Source organism: Pseudobutyrivibrio ruminis AD2017 (assembly GCF_000424305.1).
GTDB lineage: Bacteria > Bacillota > Clostridia > Lachnospirales > Lachnospiraceae > Pseudobutyrivibrio > Pseudobutyrivibrio ruminis_B.
Window position 1 is genome coordinate 15,000 of record NZ_AUJQ01000010.1, and the last position, 17,718, is coordinate 32,717.

A 17,718-nucleotide genomic window follows, 5' to 3' on the forward strand; every position below is an offset into this window, starting at 1 on the left:
GGAGTAAATATTGTTTAGTGAAGCGATGAAAACTCTTAGCAATATCAAGGAGGGCTTATTATGCAAAAGAAAGTTTTTAGTTTATTTTTAGCACTATCAACTGTATTTATGTTATTTTCTAATTCAAGTGTATCTAAAGCTTATAATTTAGAAGATTCTTCAAATTATGAATATTATAGACCTTATGTTGTACATGGTACAGATTATTGGCTTTATGAACAACTTTTAAAAGGTGGTTATGTTGAAGAAGCACAACAATATTATAGAGATTGGTTTCCTCAATATGAAGAAGAATATGAATTTCTAAAATTTGATGATGGAACTCCTATGCCTGGAATGCAATGCGTATCGGGTAATTATGTAATTGTACCTAAAGATTCTATTTGCGCTAAAAGAATTATTAATGGTGAGGTAGGAGATAAATCTAGACTAGGTCAATTAGATATGACAGGAGATTATATATTCTATCCAGGTCTAGGTGTACCAGATTCTGTTCCTGTAACATATGAATCTACACCCATAACAGATACTACTTCTGAGGTACAACAAAATCAGATAGCTCCATCTTCAGAGACAGGTGTAGTCCAACAACCATCTCAGGTGGCAAATGAGACTAATGCAGACGTAGTAAATGGTGAAGGCTACAGTATCACTTTAAAATCAAAAGGTGCTACAGTGAAATTTGATGCTAAGAATAACTATAGTGTAAAGGTAGAAGGCGTCGGTTTCCAGTATTATCAATTGTATTCTATAGCTGGAGATACGATTAACATTTCACATTTAATTCCTAATTTACAATACAGTATTACTGTAGGCGTTAATCCAAATTACGAGGGAACACAGTGGAAAGCACCAATAACAATTACAGCAAAATAATTATTTGAGCCCATTATAGAACAAAAAATATGAAAAAATTTTTAAGGGGGGGGTAGTTACTTATACATAAATACTTAATTTATCGTTATTACCCCCACCCTCTCAAAAAACTGTAATCATAAGAAACTTAATAAAGAAATTGACCTGAACAAGTCGTTAAACTGTTCTTTTTTTATGCTTATTTTTAAGCAAAGACAACTGAATAGAGCTATGAAAAGAAAGGAGGTGAGCTCATGGATGCAACATTTATTACAGCAATTCTAGTGATTGTTATAGTGATACGCATATTTTCAAACAACAAATAATGCGGCAAGTTAGTAGTTTTTGATTTTTGAAAGGAGCTTAGGTATGAGTATTTTGAAAATTGATGATTCAAATGTAAAAGGATTTGATGTGGATTTAATTTGTGACTTTGAAAGAGTTAAGAATCAGGTGTGTTTTAGACTGATAAATCTAGACAGGAATAAAGATTATCTCAAGGACAAGCCATATGTTATCGTTCAGGATTTAGCTGCGGTATTCTTTGTTGTGCTTAATCCAGAGTCAGTTGATTCAGTGGTAGTAGTTGATAATAAACTGATGGATTTATGGAAAGTTGATGATTTAGAGGCTTTATTTGAAATAGCCAAAGAGAATTCTTCTAGAATATTGAGGGCATCTGTAAATGATATTTTCCTGGAGATTCTTATTTATTTGGACCAAGTCAATAATGAGGATATAGCTAAAATATGTGATTACGATATTTTTGATATGCAGGCAAATAAAGAATCCAAAATCTTTGTAGCGACAAACAGTAAGAAGTTATTCGGAAGTGCTGTATTGATGTATGATGGACTGCTAGCTAAGTTTTCTCAAATAGTAGGTGGAGACTTTTTTATAATTCCATGCTCAGTCCATGAACTTATATTTGTGCCTTGCATAGAGGCTGATAGTAATGTTAAGGAACTTCAAGAGATGGTTGCGCATGTAAATGCCACCGAAATATCTGAGAAAGATTTTTTGAGCAATAATGTTTATAAATATAATTCACTAAGTGACTCTTTGGAAATTATTTAATTCCAGAGAGCTTTTTTATTTTCAGGAGGTGATAACAGATGTGTATGTTGCAAGGATGTAGGGTTACACCAGAAATGCCGGGGATCTGTAGAAATTGTTCGCTGTATCTAAATACTTGTATGCCAGTGATTGATAATGGGTTCCTGTTTGGAGAGTGTGACAATGATTTTTGTGTGTACTGTCCATGCTATGAAGAGTGTGGAGAGTATAGTCAGGAGGTATTTTAACAATGAATAAGAATCAAGAAAAAATAAAAGCAGCCCTCAAGAAGATAGATGAGAGTTTAGAGACAATATCTACTGATGAGGACTGGCTTAAGTATTTGTACTTTCAGTCTAAATTCTACAACTACTCATTTGGGAATACAATGCTCATATATTTCCAGAATAGAAATGCATCGTATGTTAAGGGCTATAAATCTTGGAATGATTTAGGCAGGTTTGTTCGCAAGGGTGCAAAAGGGCTTGCAATATTAGCACCATATATTAGAAAGCAGGAATTAGTTAAGGATGATGAAGATGTAGAAAGAAAGGAGGTGAGAAAGGTTCTTACAGGATTTAGGATTGTGTATGTTTATGACATTGCAGATACTGAAGGTGATGATAGTAAGCTCCCAGTTCTTGTTACTGGTTTAGCAGGTAATAGTGCAGAGGAAAAGAAAATTTATGAAAGTTTGTACAAAATAATATCAAGCAAGCATATTGTGCAGGAGGTGACAGGAACTGCATCTAAAGGCAGTTTCAATTTGGAAACAAAAGTTATTTCAGTTAGAGCAGATATGGATTATATACAAAAAGTTAAAACTATTCTACATGAGTATAGTCATCTAATTGATTTTGAAATGAATCCAGATGAGAGTATCAGTAGAAATAGAAGGGAACTAGTGGCTGAATCATGTGCTTTTGTTGTGTCTGCAAGACTTGGACTTGATACCAGCAGATACAGCATGAGTTACATCCAGTCTTGGTTAAAAGATAAGGATGAACTAAGAATTATTGCAGATACGGTTCAAAAAATATCATACAAAATTATCACAGAGATAGCAGAGTCTTCAGATTCTGCTTTTTCTATTTTAGGTGAAAGTGAGGAATAGAATATGAATGCAAATATATTAGTAGAAACAGAGAATCTGTCAAAAGTAGAATGGCTAGCATATCGAAGAAAAGGTATCGGTGGTTCAGATGTTAGTAGTCTTTTAGGAATTAATAAGTGGAAGTCAGAGCTTGAACTATGGCTAGATAAAACAGGACAGAGTGAAGACTCTACAACTGATAATGAGTCAATGATGTGGGGAACAATATTAGAACCAGTAGTTAGAAATCATTTTGCCAAAGTGACTAATAAGAAGGTTGTTGAAGTTAAGGCTATGCTACAGCATCCTAGGTACTCATTTATGCTTGCTGATGTAGATGGAGTTACTGTTGATGATGAAGGTAATCCAGCTATTCTTGAGATTAAAACAGCCTCAGAGTACAAGCGAAATGAGTGGGAATCAGAAGTCCCAACTTACTATCAGACACAGGTACAACATTATCTTTTGGTTACAGGCTTAAAGAAAGCGTATGTTGCTGTACTGATAGGAGGAAATACCTTCAAAATATATGAAATAGATGCTGATGAAACAATCCATAATATGCTCATAAAAGTAGAGGAAAACTTTTGGAACAAGGTAGTAAACGGTATTAGACCTGAAATAGATGGTTCAGATGCAGCAAAGAACCTGCTAGATGGTTTATATTCTGGTGGTTTGAAAGAAGAATTCACTTTGCCAGAAGTAGCAGAAGAATATGTAAATATGTACCTTGAGGCAAGTGCTAAAGAGGGTGATGCTAAAGCAAAGAAACAAGAAGCAGCAAACCATCTTAAAGAATTGATGGGAAATCATGAAGTTTGTAGTTGCTCAAACCATAGTATTACATGGAAAACTGTGATATCTGAAAGATTAGATTCTAAAGAATTAAAAGCTGATGAGCCAGACCTTTATGACAAGTATACCAAGACCAGTGAAAGTAGAAGATTTATGGTTAAGTAAAGGAGTGATTATATATGAATAAGAAAATAGATTTAAAAGAATTATTGGAAAGCAAGATGAATACACTAGAGCCAAAGCAAGATACAGCAGTTATAGATGCAGCAAATAGTTTTGTGCCTAAAAATCTTATGTTTAGTTCTGAAAGTGGCGAGTTTAAACCAGAGACTAGACCTGTAACTGCTTCAAGTGTAAGAAATATAACCGTTGAAGAGGCTAAATTATTTGATGATGAGATGAATAGATTCATTGATACAGTTCTTGTCTCAGGAAGTGACTATGGTGTAATTCCACATTGTAATAAACCAACATTACTCAAGTCTGGAGCTGAAAAGATTATGAACTATTTAGGACTTATTGCAAGAACAGAAATAGTTAATCGTGTTGAAGACTATGCCCAAGGATTCTTTAGCTATGAGGTCAAAGTGTTTCTGATTGATTATAACGGAGTAGTTAAAGGCGAAGGAATTGCAACTGCAAATACCAAAGAAAGCAAGTATGCTAAGCAAAATGGTTTCTCAGTTCAAAATGTTGTTCTTAAAATGGCAAAGAAGAGAGCTCTTGTAGATGGAATACTTAATGTTGGAAACCTGAGTGCAAGATTCACTCAGGATATGGAAGATTTGAGTATTGGACAAGACAAAGAACAATCATATAGTAGCTCTACTGTTAAGCCAGCAAGTACGAAGCAGATTAAGTATTTAGAATCATTGATGGCACAGAATAATACATCAGCAGAAGTCATGAATAAATATTTGAAATCAAATTATGGTGTTGAAGACTATAATAAACTTTCAGCTTTTCAGATTTCTGAAATCATTGAGAAGTACATCAAATCATAATATGTAATTCCTGTTGTTCTATTTGGCAGAAAGAAGTGCAGGAAGTCAATTCTTAGATGAAATAATATGGTCATTTAGGTTTTGGCTTCCTGTAAAAATTTCTATATCTTTTTACATTAATAGAAGAGATATTCTTGCCAGAGGGGGTACTAGGAAATATAGGTTAAATAAGGAGTATGTAAATAAATTTTGTAACAATCAAGATATCAGAATAAAAATAATATTGGTATATAACTATACTATAGTGAAATTTTGCGAAATCAGTATTTGTAAATTTAATTTCTATAGTTATTTCTATGCTAAGGAGGTATTAATCGTGGTGAATACAGAAAGTATTTTAGCAACTAATTTGAAAAGGGTTCGCATCAAGAAAGGCTGGAGTCAAGCGTATGTTACTAGGCAGTTAGGAATATCAATTAGGACATTATCTAAAGCTGAAACTGGCAAAGGTATATCTAATAAAAATCTTGATAAGCTTTGTATGTTTTATGGAATTAATTCTAAGTCATTGTTTGATAGTGAGTTGATAAGGAAATCTTCTAAACCAAGAAATGTACTATCTGAGGAGGAGATTCTTAGAATCATTAGAAATAACTCTTTTGTAGAAGATATTGAGCAGGTAGCAATTCATAAATATACAGATAGGCTTTTAAGAGAACTTAGATTAGATAGAGTTGAAATAGAAGATATTATTAATTCAGTTACAGATAAAGAAGCCAATTTTAAATTATCTGATGTTATATGGTGCTGTATGGCAGTGAATATGAAAACATTAGAGTCTATTTCTAAATTATCCTTAGAGACTGCAAATCAAATAGTGGAATAAATTAATATAACTAGTGTTTCAGTAGTTTTACCTTGAAGCTTAGGGATGAAGATATTATAATGGGTGGCACAAGGTCTACGATACTATGTTAACGGGCAACGGAAATTATCCCTTCGGGGGCAAATTCTGTTATCCAGTATTAATTGAATATAAAATAAAAGAAGACCTTTGGCATGAGCCGTATTATACGCTCATCAAAGGTCTTCTTTTATTTTCTCGTATCAAAAAGACCTTGGAAAATCATTATGTTGATAATACCTATAAGAGAATAAATTGGTCTTCTTGTATTCTTCTTCTGGTCTTATATAGATGATTTGGATTAATAAGGTAAAAGGATAAATGATATTGCCCTTTAGAGGATAAATCATATTACCTTTAGACATATTATTAGAATCCCGGAACATTGCATTTGTAATGATTCCGGGTTTTTTCTTTTTAAAAGAAAATATAGCGTCATATAGAAGAAAGTGCTGTTATCCAATTTGTATCATACTTTTTTAACAATATAAAAATAGTTAAATGGTAAAATGTAATATATTATATTGTATAACTATTTGGCGTTAGCGGGGATTAGTTGTTGAAGAAACGATACGTTATCATCATTAATATTTTGATAGCAGGTTTGATTCTGCTTATCATTGTGAAATATGCCAATGATAGAGCGGTTGAATCAAATCAGTCTTCACTTGCGTCTTTTGAGAAAATGACAACCACTACGGAGCAGATTGTTGTCAATTATCTTGAGGATGAACAGCATCTGTGCGACATTTGGGCAAACTATATTAATGGTTCGGCGGAGGCAGGTGCTCCAATGACTGTTGATGAGGCTATTTCGTATATTAGAAAAGCAAAAATTTCTCCTGAAATCTCAGGGCATCTTATTTTCATAGATGATGATTCCATGGCGGGCATTTCCACTACCGCTAGGTCTACCGATTCGTCGGATTACTCGGTTAATTATTCCAATATAAAAATTTTTGACGACTTAGAGATTAGTAATGTTGAGGGTGTTGTAAATCTGACTAGGGCATATACAAATCCTTTAAACGGCGTTCAATCCATAGCTTTTTTGAATAATGTAAAGGTTTTGGATAATGAAACAGGAGCTTTACGTTCAGGGCTCCTTATGCGTGTTGTGCCTGTAAGCCGACTTGAGCAGAAGCTGGTGTTTTTGAAGGGTGAATATGAAAATGTGGAGATTGCCCTGGTTGATTGGGATGGGGATTACATGATTCATGGAAAATCTCTCAAAAATAGCAATTTCTTTGAATACTTTAAATCATATAATCCTATGTCCGCTCAGGAATATAACCAGGTGATAGATACAATTCATACAGATGTAGGTTCTATGCATATCTATAATTACAAGGACGAGGATTGTGTGATAGCTTATACTCCTTTAAGTGGTTTGGAATCATGGTTCCTTGTTTCCTATATTCCGGCCAGTGAGCTAATGCTGAATAGGTCCATAGACTGGCTGATTCTTGGAGTTGTTGTTGTAGGACTTTTGATTCTACTTCATTTTAATTTGATAATTCTACTTAATTTTAACAGGAAGCTTACAGCGGCGGCCGAGGCCTCAAACCAGGCAAATGAGGCAAAATCATATTTCCTGTCCACCATGTCACATGATATCAGAACTCCAATGAATGCAATCATTGGAATGAATGAAATGATTCTAAGAGATAGTAACAATGAGGAAATTCGCATGTATGCCGAAAACATCAGGGCGTCTGGAAAGACCTTGCTTGGAATCATAAATGATATTCTTGATTTTTCAAAGATTGAAGCGGGAAAGATGGAAATCATTGAAGTGGACTATAATTTCGCATCACTTCTAAATGATATTGTAAATATGGTTCAAAGAAAGGCCGATGAAAAGAATCTGGAATTCAACCTGGAAATTGATGAGAACATTCCACGATGCTTACGTGGCGATGAAATCAGAATTAAGCAGGTAATTATAAACATACTTTCAAATGCTGTTAAATACACAAACGAAGGTGGCGTAGTATTTTCGATTAAGAGCAACAAATGTGAGGATGAGCCTGATTATGTTAATCTTCACGTTAGCGTAAAGGATACGGGAATTGGAATCAGGCAGGAGGATTTGGATAAGCTGTTTGTTGCTTTTGAAAGAATAGATGAAAAGATTAATCGAAATATAGAAGGAACAGGCCTTGGAATGGCGATTGCCCAGAGCTTTCTTAGCATGATGGGAAGCACTATAAATGTGGAAAGTGAATATGGCAAAGGCTCAGAGTTTTACTTTGACTTGAAGCAGAAGGTGGTAAATCAGGAGCCAGTTGGTGAGTACAATGTGGCTTATAAGCATTTTCTTTTGGAGAAGGAGCAGTACAAGGTCCAGTTTGTAGCGCCTGATGCAAAGATTTTGGTGGTGGATGACAACGAAATCAACCTGAAGGTATTTGTAAATCTTTTAAGAGATACAAGAATTCAGATTGATACCGCATTAAGCGGCGATGCTTGCATCGATTTATATAAGCGCAATCACTATGATGTGATTTTCCTTGATCACATGATGCCTAACAAGGATGGAATCGATACATTAAAAGATATGAAAGCCTGTGCTGATACGCCAAATCAAAATACGCCAATCATCTGCCTTACCGCCAACGCTGTGATAGGAATGCGTGAAAAGTATATAAATGCAGGCTTTGACGACTATTTAACTAAGCCTATTGATACAGCATTGTTGGAGGAGATGCTGATTAAATATCTTGATTCGGATTTAGTGACCAGGACAGAGGATATTGAGCCTGAAAGGAAGCAGCGAATTCTTGTGGTTAATGAGGATATTGATTTCCTGAGAAAGGCTACCTCAACGCTGTCGGAAAGATACGATGTTGCGGTTGCCAAATCCATGGAGCAAGCCACTTCATTTTTACATAAACATGAAGTAGATTTAATTGTCATGGATTATCGTATTTATACTGATTTAGCAGATATGGAAAGGAGCCAGCATGAATAAACAAATAAAGACAATGATTTCCACCACATTTGCCGCCATGCTAATGCTTGGTTTGGTGGGCTGCGGGCAGACTGATGCTGAAGTACCAAATCAAAGTGAAGATATAGGTATTCAACAGGAAAAGATAACAGATGCTTTCGCTCCAAAATATTCATCAGACACAGAGTATAAGCTGTCAGTTGCTGGCACTTATTCCAACTTTGAATCCTTGGAGAGCACCATCGATAGATTCTATGATTACTATCCAAACGGTGAGATTGAGTACAAATATCTTGATGATTACAGAAATACTATCAGCCTGGCTTTGGCAGGGCAGGAGCCACCAGATATTTATGTCATACAGCCATGGATGTATGGTGATGAGCAGTTTAGTTCATTGTTTGATGGGGCCGAGGTTTTGTCTGCCACTGAGCTTGAAATCAATTTAGACTGCATCCGTCCTAGCGTTAAATGGGAGATGGATGATGGAGAAATCCGCACACTGCCTGTATTTGCCACTTCCTATGGAATGCTTGTGAATATGGATATTTTTGAAAAGGAAGGCCTTGAGGTTCCGACCACATTTGCGGAATTGAAGGCTGTATGCGAACGGCTGAAGGCAGCAGGCTATGAATCTCCAGTTATGGGCGCAAATACCACAACTACACCGGGTATCGGATATGCGTTTTCATATCCAATGTTCGCAAAAACAGTGAAGGATGATAGAAGCGTGGAGGCAGATTTGAATAATCTTGTGCCAGCCGCTGGTGAGGCCATGCGACCATCCCTTACAAGGTTGAAGGAGCTGGTTGATAACGGTTGTATAGATGTTGATAAATGCACTGAGGAAATAGAGGACGACTACAACGCTGTCATCTTAAGATTTTTTGAGGGCGATGTTCCAATGATGCTTTGCTCCGGAGATGTTGTATCAGGAACAAAAAAGCGTGAGAGCCAGTCAGAAGCCTTCATCGAAAAGCCTTTCAAATATGAGTTTTACATAGCTCCATCCGGTGATGATGGTGGTTACTACATGGATTCAGTTTCTATCCTGTTTAGTGCAAACAAAAACAGTGCAAATATGGATATGACAAATGAATTCATGCGATTCTTAACAAGCGAAAAAGAGCTTGGATTGATGGCAGCAGAAAAGAGATTGATAACACCTACCAAGGACTATTCTTTGGACGAAGTTTATGCCTCTCTTTCGGATTTCCCAGAAGAAAGAACTGTTAATTTTAGGGATATAGAAATACTTGATACCGCAGTAAAACAGTACAGAGCGGCAGCCTACGCTGTTATTAATGGAGATATGACAGTGGATGAGGCGGTGGAAAAATACGGTTCAATTCCTACGGATTAATAAGGATTAGAGAGTGCCTAGTATTTTCAGGGCTTGCTCCTTGGCCTCATCGTAATCCAGATTTGAAACCAGCTTATTTAATTTTTCCAGGTCCCTTAATAGGCTATCATCCCAGTCATAAGCAAAAAGCTGCTTGGTAGCATTTTCTGCGGTGGCTAAATCAAAGTCATTTATTGCAGCAATGAGCTTGTTTAAAAGGGATGAAACAGCCTTCTTGTCAAAGCTGTGTTTTACGGTTTCATCATTGATGGCAAAAGGCTCAAGGCAAGGCTTTAGAGCTTTGAAGGAGTTTAAAACATCTGGCGTAAGTTTTTTGATTTGCTCTAAGTTGTTATCTTTGCCTAGCTGTTCAAGGGCAAAGAATTCTTCCCCAAGCTCCATGGCGCCAATCATGCGGCAGGTGGTTTTCAGGGAATGGACCTCAACAGTATAGTTTGGCAGGTCTTCTTGTGAAAGGTAGGATTCTACAAGATTGATTTTTCCATCCATCAGCTTGTAGACATCTGCCAATAGCTCAAGGAAAAGCTCCTCAGAACCAGAATTTTTGATAGCTTTTTCAACATCAACGCCAGGTATATAAATATTCATAAATAAGCCCCTCCATATTGTGAGTATACCACTATTGAAAAGTTGAATAAACTGGTATAACTTATGATATGTGTGGCTTATCCAGTGGAGGTTAACATGATTTCACAGATTTTAATTGTAGATGATGACCCTATAATTTTAAAAAGAGCCTGGAATACCCTTACAAGTGCGGGATTTAAGGTGGTGGTTTTGAAATCTGGAAAGGCGCTTTTAGAGTACACCATGGAAAATACGGCACCAGATCTTATCCTTATGGATATCAGTATGCCCGAAATGGATGGCTTTGAGGTGGTTGAGGAGCTGAGAAAGTGTGAGAGCAATTGGCGGGATACCCCTGTGATTTTTTTGACTGCTAATGAAGATGAGGACACCGAAACTAAAGGACTTTCTCTTGGAGCAATGGATTTTATAAGAAAGCCATTTGTGCCTAGCGTGCTAGTGCTTAGAGTGAAGCACGCCGTTGAGCTTGTCCGACTTCAGAAAGATTTAGAGACCATGGTGGAAGAAAAAACAAAGGAAAATGAGAATTTGTTTATCCATGTCGTCGAGAGTCTTGCTGATGCTATCGATGCCAAGGACAATTACACAAAAGGTCATTCCGGACGTGTCGCAGTTTATTCAAAGGAGATTGCGCGAAGATATGGCTATGATGAAAAGCAGCAGGAGCAGATTTTCATGATGGGGCTTCTTCATGATGTTGGAAAAATCGGAGTGCCTGATGAGGTTATAAATAAGCCTGGAAGGCTTACAGACGAGGAGTTTGCCAAGATAAAAAAGCACCCTGGTATTGGTGGAAAGATTCTTGGAAATATAAAGGAGATGCCGGAACTTGCAGCAGGCGCAAAATGGCATCACGAAAGGTATGATGGAAAAGGTTATCCGGAGGGGCTATCTGGCGATGATATATCTGAGGAAGCCCGAATCATCGCAGTTGCCGATGCTTATGATGCCATGACCAGTAACCGTAGCTACAGGGGCGCTCTGCCAGTTGAAGTGGTCCGCGGAGAGATAGAAAAGGGCAAGGGCTCCCAGTTTGACCCTAGGTTTGCGGATATAATGTTAGAAATGATTGATGAAGGGATTACATAATATAAAGATAGCCAGTGGGGGAGTATATTGTTTTTTAGTTAGGAAATTTTCTAGTTGACAAATGCCACGTCGAACGTTATATTATCATCTGAGTAATGAAAAATAATCTATTTTTATCACTTTATGGCAGGGTAGTTCATTTCGCCATAGTTATCCCATTGTGATTTTTTATTTTTCTGGTGTGTTTTTTTGATTAATGCAACCCAAAGGGGATTTTTTCTACTGAGGGATGATTCTAAGATTTTAAGTATGCATCCCATTCGCAGGAAAAACATATTTGGGATGTATAGCCGAATAAGCTGAATCATCCCATTTGGAAAAACGTGCTAATTGGGATGATTTCTGCGATACTTGAGCAATGTTGTAGAGGGGGGATAAGAGGTTTTTCTGGTAAACACTTGAAAAACATGCATCCCAAAAGCACAAAAAGTGCATATGGGATGCATAGTGAGAAAATAAAATATTTTTCAATCATCCCAAAAAACAAAAAACGCTGATAGGGATGATTTTAGAAAGGAATTAAAGGAAATATTGAGAAATTATAGGAAAGAGCTAGAGGCTCAGTTGAAAGAACTGGATGGTTTGATAAAAGAAAATGGGAAGAACCTGGCAAAACTAAAGAATCTACCAGAGTTTGGAGTAAAAGCATCTACTGCGCGTGGCAGTCATCAATATTATTTGGTAGATAAAGAAACTGGGAAGCGAGAATATGCTGGCTTTGCAAAAGCAAAGCTTGTTAATAGATTGATTCAGAGGGATTATGCTATCGCAGTAGATAAGAAATTAGTTGAATTAAGAAAGAAACTAAGTAAATTTATTGCAAATTATGATATAGCCGAGATTGATGATTTATATGAGAAATTGTCTGCGGCGAGAAGGAGTTTGGTAGTTCCTATAATAGAGCCAATTGATGTGTATATTCAAAATTGGTTAGAACAACATCCAGGCCAGCAGAATTCATATCCAGAAGAAGGAATATATCGTGCAAACAAAGGTGAGATGGTTCGTTCTAAATCAGAGAAGATTATTGCCGATGCATTGTCAAAGTATAATGTACCATATCAATACGAGCCTATGCTTGAATTAGGATATAACACCATATATCCTGATTTTGTAGCCCTTAATGTTAGGACACGTAAGACAATTTATTGGGAACACCTAGGAATTGTTTCAGATATAGAGTATGCTACGAAGAACTTTAAGAAGGTACAGGATTATGAGAAAAATGGTTACATACTTGGTAGAGATCTGATTACGACTATGGAGTCGGCTGATTCACCAATTGATGTAAAGCTAGTTGAAGAAAAAATAAAAGAGTTTTTGCTGTAGTTTTGATGCTACAGCTTTTTTATTTTAAATCGGAGGAAGCATAATATTGGTGGACAACATAATACTTTTGTTGTTTAGATAGGTGCTATTTGTTAGAATGTCGTTAGGACAGGCGGAGAGTTTATTGAAAGGGAAAACTATATGCGAGTAATCGAAAAAGCTACAACAAAAGACAAAGACGAAATTCTTAAACTATATAAATCCCAGCTGGGTAGAAAATATTGCCCATGGAATGAAGACTATCCTTCAATGGAAACAATCGATTTTGATTTATCTAGAGATGCGTTACTTGTAATGCGAGAAGAGGGCAAGATAATTGCTGCAATATCTGTTGATGACGATGAAGAGATTAATAATTTAAAGTGTTGGACATCTGAATTACAACCTGGCGGAGAACTTTCACGTCTTGCAGTTAGCCCTGATTGTCAAAGTAAGGGCTTAGCAAAAGAAATGATAGAAAAAGGCTTGGAAGAGCTTAAAGACAGAAGCTACAAAAGCCTGCATTTCTTGGTAAATAGACATAATTTAAAAGCACTTAAATGTTATGCTGCCTTTCCATTTAACAAGGTTGGCGAGTGCGAGATATATGAGCAGCCAATGCTTTGCTATGAGATGGAATTGTAATGGATATCAGGGATAGTGGGCTTATTAAAACGCAAGATATGAGTTAGCAGCAGAATGGATTTGAAGAAAGGAGAAAAATGTTTTGGAGGGTAGGCCAATTACTACTTTGTTTATGCTAATGTCGGTTGATGGCAAGATTAGTCCGGGGGCATCTGATGATTTAGATGTGGATAAGGACTTTCCTAACATCACAGGCTTGAAAGAGGGACTGCCTCAGTATTATGAGATAGAGCAGACAACTGATTTATGGTCATTTAATACAGGAAGGGTTCAGGCGAAAATGGGGGTTAATGAAAAGTCCATGCCTGAGAAGACACCTGTTTCATTTGTGCTATTAGATAACAATCATTTGACAGAACATGGGGTAAAGTATTTTTGCGCGAAGTCAAAAGAGTTTGTATTGATAACAACAAATAAGGATCATCCGGCTTTCGATGTCAGCGAAGAGAACCTTCAAATCATCTATCAGGACTCATTATCTCTTGAAGATGCGCTGATAGAACTTAGAGAAAAATATGGATGTGAGCGAATTACAATCCAAAGTGGAGGAACTGTTAATGGAATGTTCCTTCGCCAAAAACTGTTTGATTATGTTGATATTGTTGTAGCGCCAGTACTGATTGGTGGAAAAGAGACATCTACACTGATAGATGGAAGTTCTATAGTAAAAGAAGATGAACTTGATAAATTGGGTGTGTTAAGTTTCATTGGATGCGATGTGCTTAAAAATTCATATATTAGGCTTAGATATAAGGTGGTTTCATGAGGTTGAAAAACACAAGGACATTATTGGTTAGAACAAACAAGCCAGTAGAAAAATTGAGGTTTTAAATGTTGATTAACATAGGAGAATTTGATTGTACTGAGTGTTGGGATGGTGTCTTTTACAAAAAGCTCGCCAACTACCCTTATATTACAGAATGGGAAATTCAAACCATATTGGATTTTGAAAGTTATGAGCAAAGGAATGGCAGGGAGTGCACTATAGAAGCAACTGATTCCATAGTCAGAGCTATTGATAATTATAGGTCAATTTACGAGGCGGGCGAGCGTGTAGCAGTTCCAAAAAAGATTACAGAATGTGTAGCCTGCCCAAGGTATAAAGGATGTATGACGGATTTCGTTTGCCATACGGCACCTATTGAAAATGCTGTAAAGATTTTTGAATGTGGGGCTTTACAAGCACCTACCAAATGGAGAGGTGTTTCGGCATCGGTATTAAAAGCAGAAAGCAGTAATGCAGCAAATGACCCAGAAGATTATTTTGATTATGTAATGTTTGCATGGGGAAACTGTCAGGCCGGGGACCGATTGGTTATGGAGAGGAAGCTGAAACATTTTCCTACAGAAGAAGATTTAAGCACATACTTTACACCAGGAGTAAGATTTTTCTTTCGGTATGATGAAATTGTAAAACATCCAAATGCAACATTTGAGGGCGTATTACCACTAAAGATTAAGGAAGAAGTAAAATTGTCTGATTGGATTGATACTATTATTATTTCATCGGCTGAAAGAGCAGTGTTTGAAGCAATCATTCCATATGATTTGGAGAGTAGGACATTTTATTTAGACAATGATTGTACGGACATATGGGGATGGTCAGAAAAGGTATACGAGTTTGTGAAAAGCCGAGAACATTGAAAATGTATCTAGGATTAGTTTGATTTTGTTAAAATGCAACCTAAATGAGGTTTTTTAAGTTTCAGGATGATTGTGATATTTTAGGAATGCAACCCATTTGTTTAAAAACCTTGTTTGGGATGCATAGTCGAATTAGTAGATGCATCCCATATGCGAAAAAAAGCTAATAGGGATGATTCCTGCGGTGCTTAAGTGGTTTTGTAGAGGGGAAATCAGAAACTTTCTTGATAAATACATGAAATGTATGCAACCCAAAAGCATAAAAAGTGCAAATGGGATGCATAGCGAAAAAATAAAAAATTTTTCATGCATCCCAAAAGTAAAAAAATGCTCAGAGGGATGACTTTGAAACGGAATTAAAGGAGAAATATTGGGAGGAGACATGCAAATGAGTGATAAAATACGTATTGAAGAAATACCGGTCAGCAAGATAGATGATTTTTGGAAAATCCATATTAAGTATCTCGTTGATGACGACATCATAAGTGACGAAGAAGACATAGATTATTTTTCAGGAGAAGAATATCGTGGAATCATAAAGGAACATATGGAGCGAGCTGTTGATAAGCATCATATGATTTACTTTGTGAGTGAAGAAAAGAAGATAGGTGCCGCACAATATAACACATATTCAAGTGAAGATGGTAAGTGTTTTATTCTGGATTTTTGGGTGTTCCCGGAATTCAGAAATAAGGGATTGGGCCATGAATGTTTTAAAGCTTTGGAGCAATATACAAAGCAGGATGGTGCGGTTTACTATGAAATCAACAGTACGAAAGAAGATTCGGTACGATTCTGGAAATCTCTTGGATTTATAGAGAATGGAAAAGATGAGTATGATATGCCACTGTACATAAAGAAAATGGAGGGGTAAATGCATTTCGTAAATGCGAAGGGGATATTAACTTCAAATAATGGCCGATGCGGCATGAACATATATCGTGGCTGCACCCACGGCTGCATTTATTGTGATAGCAGAAGCAAATGCTATCAGTTTACCCATGCCTTTGAGGATATTGAGGTGAAGAGCAATGCCCCAGAGCTTTTGGAAGCCGCCCTTAAATCCAAAAGAAAGAAATGTATGATTGGCACAGGCTCCATGTCTGACCCGTATATGCCCTGTGAAGAGCAGCTAAAGCTTACAAGACAGTGCTTAGAAATCATTTCAAGATATGAATTTGGCATCGCTATTCAGACCAAGTCGGACAGGATTCTTAGAGATATTGATTTGCTGGATGAAATCAATCAGAAGGCCAAGGCTGTAGTGCAGATGACATTGACCACTTACGACGATGACTTGTGCGCTATTATAGAACCAAATGTCTGCAACACAAAGCGCAGAATACAGGTGCTAGAGGAGATGCAAAAACATGGTATTCCTACAGTGGTTTGGCTGACACCAATTCTTCCTTTTATAAACGATACAGAAGAAAACGTAAATGCGATACTTGAAGAATGCATCCGAGTGGGTGTGAAGGGCATTATATGTTTTGATATGGGCGTGACCCTGAGGGAAGGTGACAGGGAATATTTTTATGAGGCATTGGATAAAAATTTTCCAGGACTAAAAGAAAAATACATTAAAACTTATGACAACTCATATAATGTACCTAGCCCTAATAATTCAAAGCTTATGCGACTTTTTGAGGATACCTGTAAAGCTCATAACATCCTTTATAAGCCTAATGATTGCTTCAGATTTATGAATGATTTGCCTGAGAGATATGAACAGCTGACGCTGGATTTGCTATAATCAAATGAGGAGTTAGTTGGCAATCATTGGAGGGATAAAATGGAAATAAATACGCAGAAGCTTTTTTGTTCAGCACTAATTAAATTTTTCGCAGGCGTAATATTAGTAGGATTATTGCTATTTCCAGCGGCAGGAAGCTTTGCATTTTGGCAGGCTTGGCTTTTTATGGGAGTACTTTTTATCCCTATGTTTGTGGCGGGGCTTATATTGATGAAGAAAAATCCTTCTCTTTTGCGAAAGCGATTAAACGCAAAGGAAGAGCAGATGGAGCAAAAAGAGGTGGTTTTGTTCAGCGGACTGATGTTTTTAGCTTCATTTGTAGTGGCAGGTTTAAATTTCAGATTCGCTTGGATTGTGCTACCAGCTTGGGTAACGATTGTAGGCACAGTGTTTTTCCTAATTGCGTATGTGCTGTACGCTGAGGTGCTTAGGGAAAATGAATATCTTTCAAGAACAATAGAAGTGCAGGAAGGCCAAAAGGTGGTAGACACAGGGCTTTATGGAATCGTGCGCCATCCTATGTATATGGCAACAATTTTTTTGTTCCTTTCTATGCCAATTATTCTCGGCTCTATTGTTTCATTTCTGATAATGCTCTTATATATTCCAATAATTGCAAAGCGCATTAGAAATGAGGAAAAGGTCCTAGAAGAGGGGCTTGATGGATACAAGCTGTACAAAGAGAAGGTAAAATATAGGATTATTCCATTTGTGTGGTAAAAGGGGGA

General features: G+C 36.7%; 17 protein-coding genes. 16 read left to right on the forward strand and 1 reads right to left on the reverse strand.

Features of this window, described 5'->3' with window-relative positions; genetic code table 11:
* Positions 1–60: 60 nt before the first annotated feature.
* From G611_RS0108340 to G611_RS0108375, 8 genes are all read left to right on the forward strand, one after another.
* Positions 61–876, forward strand: a complete 816-nt coding sequence (locus G611_RS0108340) for a hypothetical protein (RefSeq protein WP_028243233.1) — start codon at positions 61–63, stop codon at positions 874–876.
* Between the two features lie 348 nt (positions 877–1,224).
* Positions 1,225–1,932 (forward strand): DUF5688 family protein, encoded by a 708-nt coding sequence (locus tag G611_RS0108345; RefSeq protein ID WP_028243234.1) that lies wholly within the window; start codon positions 1,225–1,227, stop codon positions 1,930–1,932.
* Positions 1,933–2,161: 229 nt separating this feature from the next.
* Entirely contained in the window at positions 2,162–3,025 is an 864-nt protein-coding gene (locus tag G611_RS14385; RefSeq protein WP_051195171.1) for an ArdC-like ssDNA-binding domain-containing protein, read from the forward strand.
* Positions 3,026–3,028: 3 nt separating this feature from the next.
* The gene (locus G611_RS0108355; RefSeq protein ID WP_028243235.1) at positions 3,029–3,964 is read left to right on the forward strand and encodes a YqaJ viral recombinase family protein; all 936 of its coding nucleotides are present in this window, start codon (positions 3,029–3,031) and stop codon (positions 3,962–3,964) included.
* Positions 3,965–3,978: 14 nt separating this feature from the next.
* On the forward strand, positions 3,979–4,803 hold the full coding sequence (locus G611_RS14390) for a hypothetical protein (RefSeq protein WP_051195172.1): 825 nt from the start codon (positions 3,979–3,981) through the stop codon (positions 4,801–4,803).
* 22 nt (positions 4,804–4,825) lie between these two features.
* A complete protein-coding gene (locus tag G611_RS15900; RefSeq protein ID WP_207636291.1) occupies positions 4,826–5,629 on the forward strand; it encodes a helix-turn-helix domain-containing protein in 804 nt (267 codons plus the stop codon).
* Positions 5,630–6,206: 577 nt separating this feature from the next.
* Complete coding sequence (locus tag G611_RS15355; protein WP_028243236.1) at positions 6,207–8,621, forward strand: response regulator; 2,415 nt, start codon at positions 6,207–6,209, stop codon at positions 8,619–8,621.
* Positions 8,614–9,963: an ABC transporter substrate-binding protein gene (locus tag G611_RS0108375; protein ID WP_028243237.1), complete on the forward strand. Its 1,350-nt coding sequence runs from the start codon at positions 8,614–8,616 to the stop codon at positions 9,961–9,963. Before G611_RS15355 ends, G611_RS0108375 begins: the two co-directional genes overlap by 8 nt.
* A 6-nt stretch (positions 9,964–9,969) precedes the next feature.
* Here the strand turns inward: G611_RS0108375 and G611_RS0108380 are convergent, their stop codons facing one another.
* Positions 9,970–10,551: an Hpt domain-containing protein gene (locus G611_RS0108380; protein ID WP_028243238.1), complete on the reverse strand. Its 582-nt coding sequence runs from the start codon at positions 10,549–10,551 to the stop codon at positions 9,970–9,972.
* Positions 10,552–10,647: 96 nt separating this feature from the next.
* Here G611_RS0108380 and G611_RS0108385 point away from each other — a divergent pair, with 96 nt between their 5' ends.
* From G611_RS0108385 to G611_RS0108425, 8 genes are all read left to right on the forward strand, one after another.
* Entirely contained in the window at positions 10,648–11,640 is a 993-nt protein-coding gene (locus tag G611_RS0108385; RefSeq protein WP_036948761.1) for an HD domain-containing phosphohydrolase, read from the forward strand.
* A 531-nt stretch (positions 11,641–12,171) separates the two neighbouring features.
* Positions 12,172–12,969: a hypothetical protein gene (locus G611_RS0108390; RefSeq protein ID WP_155942273.1), complete on the forward strand. Its 798-nt coding sequence runs from the start codon at positions 12,172–12,174 to the stop codon at positions 12,967–12,969.
* Positions 12,970–13,110: 141 nt separating this feature from the next.
* Positions 13,111–13,593 carry a GNAT family N-acetyltransferase gene (locus G611_RS0108395; RefSeq protein WP_028243241.1) on the forward strand — a complete coding sequence of 161 codons (483 nt, stop codon included), beginning with the start codon at positions 13,111–13,113 and terminating at the stop codon, positions 13,591–13,593.
* Between the two features lie 112 nt (positions 13,594–13,705).
* Positions 13,706–14,359: a dihydrofolate reductase family protein gene (locus G611_RS0108400; protein ID WP_036948796.1), complete on the forward strand. Its 654-nt coding sequence runs from the start codon at positions 13,706–13,708 to the stop codon at positions 14,357–14,359.
* Positions 14,360–14,424: 65 nt separating this feature from the next.
* Positions 14,425–15,237 carry a hypothetical protein gene (locus G611_RS14405; protein WP_051195173.1) on the forward strand — a complete coding sequence of 271 codons (813 nt, stop codon included), beginning with the start codon at positions 14,425–14,427 and terminating at the stop codon, positions 15,235–15,237.
* Between the two features lie 388 nt (positions 15,238–15,625).
* Positions 15,626–16,111: a GNAT family N-acetyltransferase gene (locus G611_RS0108415; RefSeq protein ID WP_036948802.1), complete on the forward strand. Its 486-nt coding sequence runs from the start codon at positions 15,626–15,628 to the stop codon at positions 16,109–16,111.
* Entirely contained in the window at positions 16,112–16,990 is an 879-nt protein-coding gene (locus G611_RS0108420; RefSeq protein WP_028243245.1) for an SPL family radical SAM protein, read from the forward strand.
* Positions 16,991–17,029: 39 nt separating this feature from the next.
* A complete protein-coding gene (locus tag G611_RS0108425; protein WP_036948763.1) occupies positions 17,030–17,710 on the forward strand; it encodes a methyltransferase family protein in 681 nt (226 codons plus the stop codon).
* Positions 17,711–17,718: the final 8 nt, after the last annotated feature.